14 protein-coding genes are annotated in these 11,861 nt (G+C 48.6%); 11 read left to right on the top strand and 3 right to left on the bottom strand.

The genetic code is table 11. The annotated features are described in order from the left end of the window. Positions 1 to 94 precede the first annotated feature (94 nt). Positions 95 to 727 carry a ribosome biogenesis GTP-binding protein YihA/YsxC gene (gene yihA / locus KDK17_RS09545; RefSeq protein WP_257253237.1) on the bottom strand — a complete coding sequence of 211 codons (633 nt, stop codon included), beginning with the start codon at positions 725 to 727 and terminating at the stop codon, positions 95 to 97. 437 nt (positions 728 to 1,164) lie between these two features. Here yihA and KDK17_RS09540 point away from each other — a divergent pair, with 437 nt between their 5' ends. The 7 genes from KDK17_RS09540 to KDK17_RS09510 all read left to right on the top strand — a co-directional run bounded on the left by KDK17_RS09540 (position 1,165) and on the right by KDK17_RS09510 (position 5,814). Next, positions 1,165 to 1,770 carry a cytochrome c gene (locus KDK17_RS09540; RefSeq protein WP_257253240.1) on the top strand — a complete coding sequence of 202 codons (606 nt, stop codon included), beginning with the start codon at positions 1,165 to 1,167 and terminating at the stop codon, positions 1,768 to 1,770. A 304-nt stretch (positions 1,771 to 2,074) separates the two neighbouring features. Then, positions 2,075 to 2,770 carry a thiol:disulfide interchange protein DsbA/DsbL gene (locus tag KDK17_RS09535; RefSeq protein ID WP_257275870.1) on the top strand — a complete coding sequence of 232 codons (696 nt, stop codon included), beginning with the start codon at positions 2,075 to 2,077 and terminating at the stop codon, positions 2,768 to 2,770. Between the two features lie 65 nt (positions 2,771 to 2,835). Then, positions 2,836 to 3,708, top strand: a complete 873-nt coding sequence (locus tag KDK17_RS09530) for an endonuclease/exonuclease/phosphatase family protein (protein ID WP_257275869.1) — start codon at positions 2,836 to 2,838, stop codon at positions 3,706 to 3,708. Continuing rightward, positions 3,705 to 4,268 carry an adenylyltransferase/cytidyltransferase family protein gene (locus tag KDK17_RS09525; protein WP_257281627.1) on the top strand — a complete coding sequence of 188 codons (564 nt, stop codon included), beginning with the start codon at positions 3,705 to 3,707 and terminating at the stop codon, positions 4,266 to 4,268. Before KDK17_RS09530 ends, KDK17_RS09525 begins: the two co-directional genes overlap by 4 nt. An 8-nt stretch (positions 4,269 to 4,276) precedes the next feature. Then, positions 4,277 to 4,891, top strand: coding sequence for an NUDIX domain-containing protein (locus KDK17_RS09520; protein ID WP_257252903.1), 615 nt, complete (start codon positions 4,277 to 4,279; stop codon positions 4,889 to 4,891). After that, positions 4,863 to 5,462 (top strand): hypothetical protein, encoded by a 600-nt coding sequence (locus tag KDK17_RS09515; protein WP_257252902.1) that lies wholly within the window; start codon positions 4,863 to 4,865, stop codon positions 5,460 to 5,462. Before KDK17_RS09520 ends, KDK17_RS09515 begins: the two co-directional genes overlap by 29 nt. Before the next feature lie 10 nt (positions 5,463 to 5,472). Beyond that, the gene (locus KDK17_RS09510) at positions 5,473 to 5,814 is read left to right on the top strand and encodes a hypothetical protein (RefSeq protein ID WP_257252901.1); all 342 of its coding nucleotides are present in this window, start codon (positions 5,473 to 5,475) and stop codon (positions 5,812 to 5,814) included. Between the two features lie 5 nt (positions 5,815 to 5,819). Here the strand turns inward: KDK17_RS09510 and def are convergent, their stop codons facing one another. Next, positions 5,820 to 6,428: a peptide deformylase gene (gene def, locus KDK17_RS09505; RefSeq protein WP_257281628.1), complete on the bottom strand. Its 609-nt coding sequence runs from the start codon at positions 6,426 to 6,428 to the stop codon at positions 5,820 to 5,822. 160 nt (positions 6,429 to 6,588) lie between these two features. Between def and KDK17_RS09500 the strand changes: the two genes are divergently transcribed. From KDK17_RS09500 to KDK17_RS09490, 3 genes are all read left to right on the top strand, one after another. After that, positions 6,589 to 8,178 carry an FGGY-family carbohydrate kinase gene (locus KDK17_RS09500; protein WP_257287934.1) on the top strand — a complete coding sequence of 530 codons (1,590 nt, stop codon included), beginning with the start codon at positions 6,589 to 6,591 and terminating at the stop codon, positions 8,176 to 8,178. A 58-nt stretch (positions 8,179 to 8,236) separates the two neighbouring features. Further along, positions 8,237 to 9,886, top strand: coding sequence for a hypothetical protein (locus KDK17_RS09495; protein ID WP_257254127.1), 1,650 nt, complete (start codon positions 8,237 to 8,239; stop codon positions 9,884 to 9,886). A gap of 149 nt (positions 9,887 to 10,035) precedes the next feature. Further along, on the top strand, positions 10,036 to 10,302 hold the full coding sequence (locus tag KDK17_RS09490; protein WP_257254128.1) for a Lar family restriction alleviation protein: 267 nt from the start codon (positions 10,036 to 10,038) through the stop codon (positions 10,300 to 10,302). A 153-nt stretch (positions 10,303 to 10,455) separates the two neighbouring features. On the opposite strand, the gene znuA is transcribed toward KDK17_RS09490, so the two are convergent. Further along, complete coding sequence (znuA, locus tag KDK17_RS09485) at positions 10,456 to 11,391, bottom strand: zinc ABC transporter substrate-binding protein ZnuA (RefSeq protein ID WP_257254129.1); 936 nt, start codon at positions 11,389 to 11,391, stop codon at positions 10,456 to 10,458. A gap of 203 nt (positions 11,392 to 11,594) precedes the next feature. Here znuA and KDK17_RS09480 point away from each other — a divergent pair, with 203 nt between their 5' ends. Next, positions 11,595 to 11,831, top strand: a complete 237-nt coding sequence (locus tag KDK17_RS09480) for a hypothetical protein (RefSeq protein WP_257254130.1) — start codon at positions 11,595 to 11,597, stop codon at positions 11,829 to 11,831. Positions 11,832 to 11,861: the final 30 nt, after the last annotated feature.

The following is an 11,861-nucleotide window of genomic DNA, read 5'->3' as shown; positions in this document are numbered from 1 at the left end:
CCATCTAGGGAAGGCGTGTTGAAACAGGAAGCCTGTTAGGTGACTAACGGGAATCCCCCACTATAACCGCTTGCGGTTTAGTGGTGGGAGGATGTCAATCCTGCATTTCCAGTTCTTCATCATCGACCAGCAGCCAGGTATCCAGACGCTGTGCCAGTTGATCAACACCGGTTTTCTTCAGGGCAGAAAAAAGTTGCATGGAAATTTGCGGATACTCAGAGAGTTCTCTTTTTAGATGATTCAGGGCTTGTTTGGCGACACCAGACTTCAGCTTGTCACTCTTGGTTAACAGAATATGCAGTGGCATTTCAGATTCAATGCTCCACTGGACCATCATCCGGTCAAACTCCTTCAGAGGGTGGCGGATATCCACCAGTAGCACAAGACCGATCAGAGACTCTCTGTTGGTTAAATAATCATCGAGATGTTTTTGCCATTCGATTTTCATCGCTTCCGGCACTTTGGCGTAGCCGTAACCGGGAAGATCAACCAGATGGATGCTCTCTTCAATATTGAAGTAGTTGATCAGCTGGGTGCGTCCGGGTGTTTTACTGGTGCGGGCAATTTTTGAGCCCACCAGAGTATTCAGGGCACTGGATTTACCGGCGTTGGAGCGACCCGCAAAAGCGACTTCCCTGCCATTATCGGGCGGGCACAGTTTCAGCCTGGGGGCGCTGGTTAGAAATTTGGCCTTGCGATAATTTAAACCGCTTCTGGGTTCACTCATGTGTCAGACCTGTCAGCAAGCTCCCTGGTCAGGGAGTTTTACCATAGAAATGAAAAGTGGGCGCAATTTTGCTTGACTTGTGGATCAAATGGAATAGCTGAAAAGCAATTGCCGACGATTGGCAGCCGGTTATCATGAGCCAGATGTCCCGGGAAAAAACAGTTTGTCTGAACAGCGGCGAATTTACTGGGCTCGACCACCTATCGGAAAATAGCAATAAGGTATATAATGGCGGTCGTTTTGAGGCATATGCAGCCATTTTAATCCACCATTTTCAGAATAAAGGCCGAAAACAGGTCGAAAAAATCAGCTGAATAATGAGGATGTTTGTAAAGACAGAGAGGTCTCCGCCTTTACAAACAGATGCTGAACAGCTGACTGGAAAGGTTGGAATAATAACAGTCACTCATGGCAAGTGCCGTAGCTGGGTCAGGTTAATGAAAAAAGTTATTTTCGCTCTGGTAGTGTCCTTGGGGGTATCAGGTGTGGCATTTGCGAAAGGGGATGCAAATGCTGGAAAAGCCAAAGTGGCAAACTGTACCGCCTGCCATGGAGCAACAGGTGTAAGCCTGGCTCCCAATTTCCCCAATCTGGCAGGGCAAGGCGAACGCTATCTGGTTAAACAGATTTCAGACATTAAGGCCGGTAACCGCAGTGTTCCGGAAATGATGCCTTTCGTAGGGCAGCTGACAGAACAGGATATCGAAGATATCGCTGCTTTCTATGCCAGTCAGCCTGCGCCTGAGGGGGTAGCCGATCCTGAAATGGTGGGGCTGGGCGAACAGCTATACCGCTTTGGTGATCAGAAGAAAGGCATTCCTGCTTGCGCTGCCTGTCACTCTCCAACCGGTCAGGGTAACCCTTTGGCAGGCTTCCCGAAAATCAGTGGTCAGCACGCTCAGTACACGGCTAAGCAGTTGCGTGATTTCCGCGAGGGCGTTCGTATGAATGATGGCGACACCAAAGTGATGAGAAGCATCGCTGAAAAGCTGAGCAATAAGGAAGTGGACGCTCTGTCCAGTTATATCAGTGGTCTGCGATAACAGATAACACTATCGGCTGTTTAAGAAGAGCTGATAGTGCAGTGGTTTAGCCATAAGCGCAAAAAGCGGTTTGCAATGATGAGTTGCAAACCGTTTTTTATGACTGGAAGGAAGAGGGACATATTTTCTTCGTCTGAGCTTTTTACCATGAAAAATGCCAATCAATGGTACTCCTGTGCAAGCCTGCCCTGCGTATAACCGATTTACGAACCAACGAACGTATCAAATTCAGGCAGACGGGCCCCCGGACTTCTGTTAACTTGTCATCAGATAGATCATTATAAAAGGCTTGGAGTGTATTTAGATGCCAAAACAACTGAAATTTTTATGGTTGGCTCTGGTTTTGCCATTAATGGCGCAGGCTGCTGTAGAGGACAAATACAAGGAAGGTCAGGATTACCAGGTTCTGTCTAACCCGGTTCAGACTTCAGTGAAGAAAAGCCAGATCGAAGTGGCAGAAGTCTTCTGGTATGGCTGCCCGCATTGTTACACTCTGGAACCCATTGTTGCGCGTTGGAAGCCTTCTCTGGAAAAGGACACTCGTGTAGTTCGTACGCCTGGTTTCTTTGGTCCAAACATCTGGAAAGCCCATGCCCAGCTTTACTACACTCTGGAAACTATGATTCCTGAAGAGAAAAAACTGAACGAAATACACGAAAGTATTTTTGCTGAAATTCAGAATCGGAATAACCGTCTTGGCGACGTGAGAGCCATGGGGGACTTTCTTCAGAATCGCCACGGTATTGATCCCAAGCAATTTGCCAGCTTCTATAACTCCTTCGGAGTTCTGAACCTGATGAATCAGGGTGGTTCAAAAATCAAAGGTTATCAGTTAAACGGTGTTCCAGCTTTGGTAGTTGATGGCCGATATGTTATTGAACCCAGGGTGGGGTTGGAAAACATGCCTGTTATTGCTGATTTCCTGATCAAGAAGGTGCGTGATGAGCGTGCAGCCAAGGCAGAGCCTGAGGCTAAGCAAGCGTCACAGGCAAAAAGCTGAACATTATGACCCCTTCAACAAGATAGATGCTGGACTGAACAGCATCCGGAATTCAGGTTTCACTGATGCCGATTAGAGCTTTGAAGGGGGCCTTGTCTTCTCGTTTGAAGAGGGACAGAGCTCCGGGATCCGTTCACCGCAGTGAGCTGGTTTACAACCCCCGATCACAAAAGCCCGGGCACATTCGTCTGCTGAGCTTTAATATTCAGGTAGGCATCAATACTCAGCAATATGGTCATTATCTGACTCGCGGCTGGCAACACCTTTTACCTCATTCCAGGCGGGCAAGAACACTGGATCAGATTGCTGCTGCCCTCCCCGATTTTGATCTGGTCGCTCTTCAGGAAGCCGACGGTGGAAGCCTCAGAAGCGGTTTTATCAATCAAACCGAATACCTTGCCCTTAAATGCCAGTTTCCATATTGGTATCACCAGTTGAATCGAAATCTCGGCAAGCTGGCGCAGCACAGCAATGGATTCCTGAGTCGCTTCAAGCCCACTATTCTTGAAGATCACAAACTGCCCGGATTGATTCCGGGACGGGGAGCAATCGTTGCCCGGTTTGGAGATACCCGGAACCCTTTAGTCGTGGTGATGATGCATCTGGCTCTCAGCCAGAGGGCCAGAAATGGCCAACTTTCCTATATCAGAGACTTGGTCAGAACTTACAATCATGTGGTTCTGATGGGCGATATGAATACCCACGCTGAACAACTGCTCAATAACTCACCACTGAAAGACACTGACTTGCAGGCTGTTCATTCAGAACTAAATACTTTTCCCAGCTGGCGCCCCAGTCGCTCACTGGACCATATTCTGGTCAGCCCTTCCTTGATAGTCCATCAGTTCGGTGTCCTTAATCTGCCTATTTCAGATCATTTGCCCATCGCAGTGGAAGTGGAAGTACCAAAGAGTGTGATTTTGGAAACAACACTATGACCGCCAGGAAAATAGGCATATTGGGTTCTGCGTTTAACCCGCCAACATTGGGGCATCTGGATGTATTGGAACAGGCCCGGCAGCAGTTTGACCTGATATTGCTGGTGCCCAGCGCTGCCCATGCTTTTTCCAAGTCGATGCTACCGTTTCATCACCGGATGGCCATGTGCCAGCGGCTGATGAACTCAGTACAACTGCCCCAATGTCAGATAGAAGTTTCTGGGATTGAGCAGGAAATGCTGGCAGATAATCCCGAAAAGCCAGTCTATACCTTTGATTTGCTGGAACGTTTAGAGCAGAAGTACCCCGGGGATCAGCTCGGGTTTATCAGAGGACCCGATAATGCGGATCCCCGGAACTGGAAGCGCTTCTATCGATCTAAGGACATTGAACAGCGCTGGCAGGTCTTTACTGCCCGTGAACGTCAGAATATTCGCAGTACCCGGGTAAGGGAGTTATTGGTTTCGGGGAGTTCAGACGATAACAACCAAAAAGCCCTGGCTGCTTTGCTGCTGCCTTCGGTTCATGATTACATTCTTCAGCATCATTTATATCAATAAGGTGTGCTATGAAATTATCTGGTTTTGGAGTCGAAGACACTCATATTGAAAGCGAAGAACGAGTCTGGTCTGGATTTCTGAAGCTATGCCGATATAAAGTCAGACATGCCCTTTTCCGGGGAGGGTGGAGTAAAGCACTGGATCGGGAAGCGGTTTTGCGAGTGCCCTCTGTAGGTGTACTTCTTTATGACCCGGTTCTGGAAAAAGTGGTGCTGGTCGAGCAGTTTCGCATAGGCCCTCTGATGAGCGATGACGACCCCTGGTTGCTCGAAGTGGTTGCGGGCATATCTGAGCCGGGTGAATCCCTGGAATCGGTTGCTATTCGTGAAGTAAAAGAAGAAGCTGATTGTGAAGTGAAGCATCTTTTACCGGTTTCCAATTTTTACGTCAGCCCCGGTGCAACCAATGAACGTATGATGCTTTATTGCGGCATTGTCGATGCCTCATCGGCTGGCGGGGTTTACGGACTGGCGGAAGAAGGTGAAGATATCAGAGTGCATGTGTTAACAGCAGAACAAGCCTGGCAGATGGTTGTAGATGGTCGTATTTCCAACGCTCCGGCTGTCATTGCGCTGCAATGGTTAAGGTTGAACCATGGAGAACTTAAAGATTATGTTCAATGAAACCAGGCCCGGATTTTTAATACTGATGCTAACAGCAATGCTGGTTCTGACAGGGTGTCAGTCTGGCGGTTTTAATATCTCGGGTGGCCTGGGTGGTACAGCGGCTACTTCAGGTCTTTATCGGGAAGGGTTGCCAGGTACCGCTGACTGGGCCGTCCTTCCCTTTGTTAATCACAGTAAAGCGACCAGTATTACCACTCAGGTAGAAAGAATACTGATGGTTAATTTGCCTTCGCGGGGCATTGAGGAGGCCCGTTTGTACCCTGAGTCGGAAGTGACGACAGCCTCAAAATCTCTGCAAGCAGCTCATCGTTACCAGAATGGCATGCAGTGGGCCAAGCAGAATGACATCAGCTTCGCGCTCGCCGGTGAGATTTTCGAGTGGTATTACGATGACAGTGGCAGGCCCCATGTTTCCATGGGGTTGACGGTTATTGATATCCGCAGTGGTGAAGTGATCTGGGATGTAAACGGTGCCAGTGAAGGCCTGCAGGGCGATGATCTGTTTGATATCAGCCGGGGGCTGATTTCTGATTTGCTACAGTCATTACCTATCAACCGGCGGATTTAGGAGCGGCAGGATGCTATACGCACTCAAAGATGAAAAAGGTGAAATTCAGGCAGTTGCAGACAAGCAACTTACAGAAGACTGGGAGCTCGTCAATCTGGAAGACGAAGCCGTACATACCTTCCTGCAACAAAACCCAACCCTTGGTGGCAAGGTTATGCAGGCGGCGGATGCCGATTTTATTCGCGTGCTTGAAGACCTGATCGACCTGCTCATTGATAAGCAGATCATTCAGTTTACCGAGTTGCCAGATCCAGTACAGAATAAACTGCTGAACCGTCGCCGATATCGTGAGGAGTTACGTGTTCAGGATGACACGACTCATCTGATTGATGGCGGTGATGAGATTTTCTAGTTTCATTACCGCGTATCGGAAATCTGGCCACGTATCGTTTTGCGAGCACTTCCGGTTGGCCAATCTTTTGCCCATTCTTCCTGATGCTCAATCGATTGGTTGGGAATAATCAGACTTTTATCTTCCACCCTCATAGGGAACAGTTTTCCATCGAGGTGATCCAGTTCATGCTGCATGACCCGGGCTGTAAAACCTGACAGGTCTCTTTGCTGGCGCTCTCCCTGTTCGTTATAGCCAACCACTGTGATGCTCTCAGGACGCTCAATCCATGCCCTCATGCCCGGAACCGAAAGGCAGCCTTCCCAGGTCCAGCAAGTGTTGCTGCTGAAGTTGATGATTTGTGGATTGATCCAGAATGCAAAAGGGATGTCTGGAGCCTGAGGATATCTGGATCGGTTGATTTCTGAAATACCGAGACTGAAAACACGGGCGGGCCAACCTATTTGGGGAGCCGCAAGCCCTACTCCCAGGGTACACAATTGCTTTTGCTTGAGGATCTCAAGGTTGTGCTGGAAGTCATCTGAAGTTATTTCTCCGACAGCGACCTGAGGTTGTTCCTGAAACAACAGAGGGTGGCCCATGAGTAATACCTCAGGCTCTTGATTCAGTCTCATAACAAATAGATTCCAGAATAAAATACGCTCTTTGGTTTATAGCCTAATATTGTTGCAGCAAGATAGCCTGAGGAGTAGTGCTTCTATGACAAGAATCTGTTTACGCTACAAATATTCAATCTCCCTGAATTCATGTAATGGCGTACCCTGACGACGATTTATGCAACATTTGTACATTGGTGTGGATGTGGGTTCGGGCAGTGTGCGGGCGGGATTGTTCAACGCGAAGGGAGAGAAAATCGCCCTGGCTGCCAGCCCAATCAAGCAGTTTCGTCCTGCTACGGACTTTGTTGAACAATCGTCGTCTGATATCTGGAAGCAGATATGTAACGTTGTAAAAGATGTAGTGACTGATTCAGCAATCAAGCCGGAGCAGGTAAAGGGAATCGGATTTGACGCAACTTGCTCTCTGGTTGCTGTGGACGCGGATGATTGCCCTGTAACCGTCTCGCCGACGGAACTGGATGATCAGAATATCATCATGTGGATGGATCACCGGGCGTTGGCAGAGACTGCCGAAATGAATGCCACACGAAGTGAGGTTCTGAAGTTTGTGGGTGGTGAAGTCAGTCCTGAAATGGAACTGCCTAAACTGAAATGGTTGAAACGCCACCTACCAAAGCACTATGAACGCACTGCGCGTTTTTTCGACCTGTCGGATTATCTGGTTTATCGCTCCACTGGCAGGGATGTTCGGAGCACTTGTACCAAAGTTTGCAAATGGACTTATCTTGCCCACGACAAACGTTGGGATACCTCTTTGTTCCGGCAGCTGGATTTGGAAGACCTGATTGTTGGTGAAAAAATCGGTCAGGCCATCGTTGACCCGGGCACGCCTGCCGGACAGTTGACGGATGCCGCAGCAATAGCGTTGGGGCTGACCACCAGTACTATTGTTTCTGTGGGCATGATCGATGCCCATGCAGGAGGCGTTGGCATTATTGGCGACCAGCCGGAATCAACCCTCGCCATTATTGGTGGAACCTCTTCCTGTCATATGGCCGTCAGCACAACACCGGTTTTTGTTGATGGTGTCTGGGGGCCATACTGGGGTGCTATGGTTCCGGGCATGTGGCTGAGTGAAGGAGGACAGTCATCTGTCGGCTCTCTGATCGACCACGTTATTCGCGACCATGTTTTTTATCCGGAACTCATGAAACTGGCCGGACGGCAGGAGCGCAGTGAGTATGAAATTCTGAATGAAGAGGTTGCCCGGCTTGAGACTGAAAACCCCTATTTTACTGCTCACTTTCATTTGCTGGGCTATCATCATGGCAATCGTTCACCCCGGGCTAACCCTTATTTAAAGGGCATGGTTTCAGGCTTATCACTGAATGAGAGCCTGACCGAGCTGGCCAAAATTTATATGGCTGCTATTCAGTCAGTGTCCTATGGTACACGTCACATCATCGAAACGATGAACCTCGCTGGTCATCAAATAAATCGCATTCATATGTGCGGCGGAGGTACGAAAAATCCTCTGTGGCTTCGTGAACACGCTAATGCAACAGGTTGTGAAATCGTCCTCAGTAAAGAGGACGAAGCAGTCGTCCTTGGCTCTGCCATGCTGGCGGCAACGGCCTGTGGTGATTATGACGAGTTAAAGGACGCCATGTCTGCTATGTCATCCACAGGCAACGTCATCAAACCTCAAACATCAACCCGGGCTTTTCATGATGCCAAGTACAAGGTCTTTCACGAAATGCACGAAGACCAGATGAAGTACAAAGCCATGATGTGTGGATTTTAGTCAGATGAACACAAAATAACCTGAGCTTTTGGAACTCATAGCCTGATGGAGGCATATTGTGACTGCTATAACTCTGACCCTGCCCGAGAAAAAAGAACCTGGTTCTCTGGAAAATAAAGAAGTCTTCGTTATTGCCAATGGCGACTTGCGGGATACTGCTAACCGGACATGCTGGGGAGTTCAGCAATCTTTTGAGAAAAAACTGGAAGCCGTCTTAAAAGAGAAGTTTGATTTCAGAGTCCGACGTGCTCATCCCGTAAAGGACGCGCAGGGACATGGTTTTATCAGCAACCAGCGTGAAGGCTCTGATGTACTGGCCTCTCTTGACCCTGAGGCTCCGATTATTATGCTGATGACCGCATGGCAATATTCTCACCATGTGGCACCATCTCTGGTGCATCATGAAGGCCCCATCCTGCTGCTGGCTAACTTCGATGGAACATGGCCCGGTCTGGTGGGGGCTCTGTGCATGGCTGGCACCCTGACCAGCCTGGGTAGAGATTACAGCCGCCTCTGGTCCGAAAACTTTGACGATGATTTCTTCTACATGAGCCTGCAATCGTGGCTGGAAAGCGGACAGATTGAACACGATACCTCTTATTTGAAAGAAATCACCAAAGAACACCCAATGACTAACACAGAGGCAGGTAAAATAGGTCAGCGGGTAGGGGAATTCATTCTCAAAAACAAGGAGATTATGGGGCTATACGACATGTTCTGCATGGGCATGATGAACGGCATATTTCCTCAGGAATCCCTGGTCAGGATTGGTATGCCCATTGAGGCATTATCCCAGTCCGCCCTTTTACATGACATGAACCTTGTTTCCGAAGAGCAGCGCGAAGAATGTTTGCAGTGGTATATCGATCGCGGCATGGACTTCAGATTTGGTACCGATGCAGCCACAGAACTGACTCGTGAGCAGGTAAAAGAGCAGTGCGCCATGATGATCGCCATGGCTCGCGCCACCAAACGCTTTGGCCTGACAAGCGTGGGTGTTCAGTATCAACAAGGCCTGAAAGACAGTTGTGCTGCCTCGGACTTTGCGGAAGGTGCCATCGGCTCAACCGCCCGCTTCCCTATAAAAGACGAAAATGGCGAAGTGATTTCCGAAGGCAAGCCCATTCCATGCATTAACGAAGTTGACATGGGGACCGCCATACCACAAACCATGATGTTCCGTCTGCTCGACAGTCTGGGTCTGCCATCGGAGACAACCCTGCACGATATTCGCTGGGGCAGTGAGTTTGAAGGCACGTTCTACTGGGATTTCGAAATTTCCGGTTCTATACCTTTTGAACACATCAATGGTGGTATTGCTGGTGCTGTCGGTCACCGTCAGCCTGCCATGTATTTCCCGTTAGGCGGTTCTACTGTGAGCGGCCAGAGTAAAGCAGGCAGGTTTATATGGGCTCGTGCACATTATGAAGGTACGGAAGTTCATATGCATATCGGCACCGGCACTGCCTTCGAACTGCCTCAGGAAGAGTTCCAGCGGCGTCTTCATGCAACCTGTAAAGAGTGGCCTTTGATGAACTGTGTACTGGACGGTGTAGGCCGCGATGACCTGATGGCGGGTCACCAGAGCAATCACATCTCTATTGCCTATGTACCGCAAGAAAACCTGAAAGAAGTGGTTCAGGCATTTGCCACACAGGCCCTGACACAAAACATACGTGTTCATTTAGCTGGCGATATTGCCGTCTAAAACCTTCACGGACATTGCCACGTCTCTCATTTCTAATGCAGTGCTCCTTAATGAGATAGCCCTTGAATAACAGCTCTATCTGTGGATAACCTGTTAAAAGTATTGGAAAAAGCTGTCATTCATGTGTGCATAAACAGGAAGGAGACGTTATGAAGCTGGAAAAGTGTCCCTGTTGTCTGGGTGAAGCCGAATTGGCAAGGATGATGGTTGGGGACACTGAAATGTGGCAGGTGACCTGTTCAAGCTGCGGGTTATCCACAGAACTTGATGATGATCAGACTTTTTCGGCAGAACGATGGAATCTGCGTCTGGAACGCTCAAAGCTCAAAATGTGGGTAACCCTGCTGGCTTCCCTTCTGCCCTTTCTGGTTGTGGCCGCGTTTCTTGGCGGTAGTTTTATGGGGCTCAGGCTTTAGCTAAATCGCCGTAAACCCTCGTCCAATCGTCGGGGCAAGGGTCTGGCTTCCATGCCCTGTGGAACAAAACATGGGAACCAAGACAATATCTCAAGTTATAGAGATTGATGCATGCATTTCCATCCTTATAGAGTGTCATGCACTAAGCGATGGTTACTGCTTCAGGCAGCTGATAATGTTATCCGTCAAACTGCCCATGAACTCTATATAACCATCAGGGCCTACAGCTGCATCTGTTGCCAGAGGGTCGAGCACAGCAACATGGGCATCAGTACCATCAATGATCCGGTCAATATAAGCAGGCTGGAACTGTGGTTCACGGAAAACGCAGCTATTGCCGGCTTTTTTCAGCTTTTCTTGCAATTGAGTAAGATGTTTCGCACCCGGCTGCTGTTCCGGGTTAGCAGTGAAATGATCGACAATATTCAACTCGTAATGCCTTTGCAGGTAACCATAAGCATCATGGAAAACGAACATGGGTTGATTGTGGTAGACAGCAAGTTTGCTGATGTTGTGCTTGTCAGCTGCCTGAACCGCTTTTTTGAATACATGGTAATTATCCGTGTATTGTTTTTTATGCTCAGGATCCAGCTCGCTCAGCTTCTCTGATATGGTTTCGGCTATGGCTATGGCGTTATTCGGGCTCAGCCAGATGTGAACGTCGTATTCGCCATGATGATGATGGTCGCTTTCTTCGGCATGATGATGATGGATCTCTTCTTCTCCTTCATTCATCTTCAGAAGCTCCAGATTGCTTTCCTGCATCAAGGGCACGGAGGCCGCTTTTGTTGAACCTGACAGGGTTTTATCCAGAAAGACTTCCATATCGGGTCCGACCCAGAACATAACATCGGCTTCATAAAGCTTTCTGGCGTCTGAAGGCTTCAGGCTATGACTATGGGGAGAGGCTCCCGGAGGAAGCAGCACTTCAGCCGAAGTGACACCTTCGGTGATAGCAGCAGCAATCAGCTGAACGGGCTTAATGGAGGTTAGCACTTTGGGGGGTTCTTGACTCTGGGTCGGCAGTGATAGAGAGAGTAAAAGGCCTGACAGCCAGAATAGTATCTTTGGTTTTCTCGAAAAAATCATAAAGGGCAACTGTGTCAGTCTGTAAGTGAAACGTTATATTATAACTATTGCTAAGAGTGAATGCCCATGTTTTTGCAACGAATTGGTTTGCAGCTCTGATAAAAATCGTGATCGTCCTCTAAATACCAGGCTTCTTCGTTGAAACTATAATGACAACTGAGTGCTATTACCGGACTCTGGACCCATAGAGGGAAATAAAAGAAATGGACGGAAATGATAAAATAAACGGAGCCACTACCCATTCCAGTTATTATCGAGACTTCTGGAACGGGCTGACAAAAATGGCAGGGCGATACAAGCGGTACTTGGTTAAGCCTGCCGCACCGGAAGAGGTCGCTGGTGTTCAATCGTCTTATCCTGTGACTGTTCGTGCTGATAAAAGATCCCAGAGGCAGGTGTGTCCTGAACCCAATGATACCGCTACTAAAAATCTAACATAATCTGTAATTATGTAGACTTATCTACGCCGT

The organism is Endozoicomonas sp. SESOKO2 (genome assembly GCF_024606245.1).
Lineage (GTDB): Bacteria > Pseudomonadota > Gammaproteobacteria > Pseudomonadales > Endozoicomonadaceae > Endozoicomonas_A.
This window is presented reverse-complemented; position numbering and strand designations above follow the sequence as displayed.

Bases quoted from the DNA above. Each gene is read 5' to 3' on its own strand.
- KDK17_RS09510 (WP_257252901.1), top strand. From the start codon at position 5,473: ATGCTATACGCACTCAAAGATGAAAAAGGTGAAATTCAGGCAGTTGCA.
- KDK17_RS09520 (WP_257252903.1), top strand. From the start codon at position 4,277: ATGAAATTATCTGGTTTTGGAGTCGAAGACACTCATATTGAAAGCGAA.
- KDK17_RS09525 (WP_257281627.1), top strand. From the start codon at position 3,705: ATGACCGCCAGGAAAATAGGCATATTGGGTTCTGCGTTTAACCCGCCA.
- znuA (WP_257254129.1), bottom strand. From the start codon at position 11,391: ATGATTTTTTCGAGAAAACCAAAGATACTATTCTGGCTGTCAGGCCTT.
- KDK17_RS09535 (WP_257275870.1), top strand. From the start codon at position 2,075: ATGCCAAAACAACTGAAATTTTTATGGTTGGCTCTGGTTTTGCCATTA.
- KDK17_RS09530 (WP_257275869.1), top strand. From the start codon at position 2,836: ATGCCGATTAGAGCTTTGAAGGGGGCCTTGTCTTCTCGTTTGAAGAGG.
- KDK17_RS09515 (WP_257252902.1), top strand. From the start codon at position 4,863: ATGGAGAACTTAAAGATTATGTTCAATGAAACCAGGCCCGGATTTTTA.
- def (WP_257281628.1), bottom strand. From the start codon at position 6,428: ATGAGACTGAATCAAGAGCCTGAGGTATTACTCATGGGCCACCCTCTG.
- KDK17_RS09500 (WP_257287934.1), top strand. From the start codon at position 6,589: ATGCAACATTTGTACATTGGTGTGGATGTGGGTTCGGGCAGTGTGCGG.
- KDK17_RS09540 (WP_257253240.1), top strand. From the start codon at position 1,165: ATGAAAAAAGTTATTTTCGCTCTGGTAGTGTCCTTGGGGGTATCAGGT.
- KDK17_RS09480 (WP_257254130.1), top strand. From the start codon at position 11,595: ATGGACGGAAATGATAAAATAAACGGAGCCACTACCCATTCCAGTTAT.
- KDK17_RS09490 (WP_257254128.1), top strand. From the start codon at position 10,036: ATGAAGCTGGAAAAGTGTCCCTGTTGTCTGGGTGAAGCCGAATTGGCA.
- yihA (WP_257253237.1), bottom strand. From the start codon at position 727: ATGAGTGAACCCAGAAGCGGTTTAAATTATCGCAAGGCCAAATTTCTA.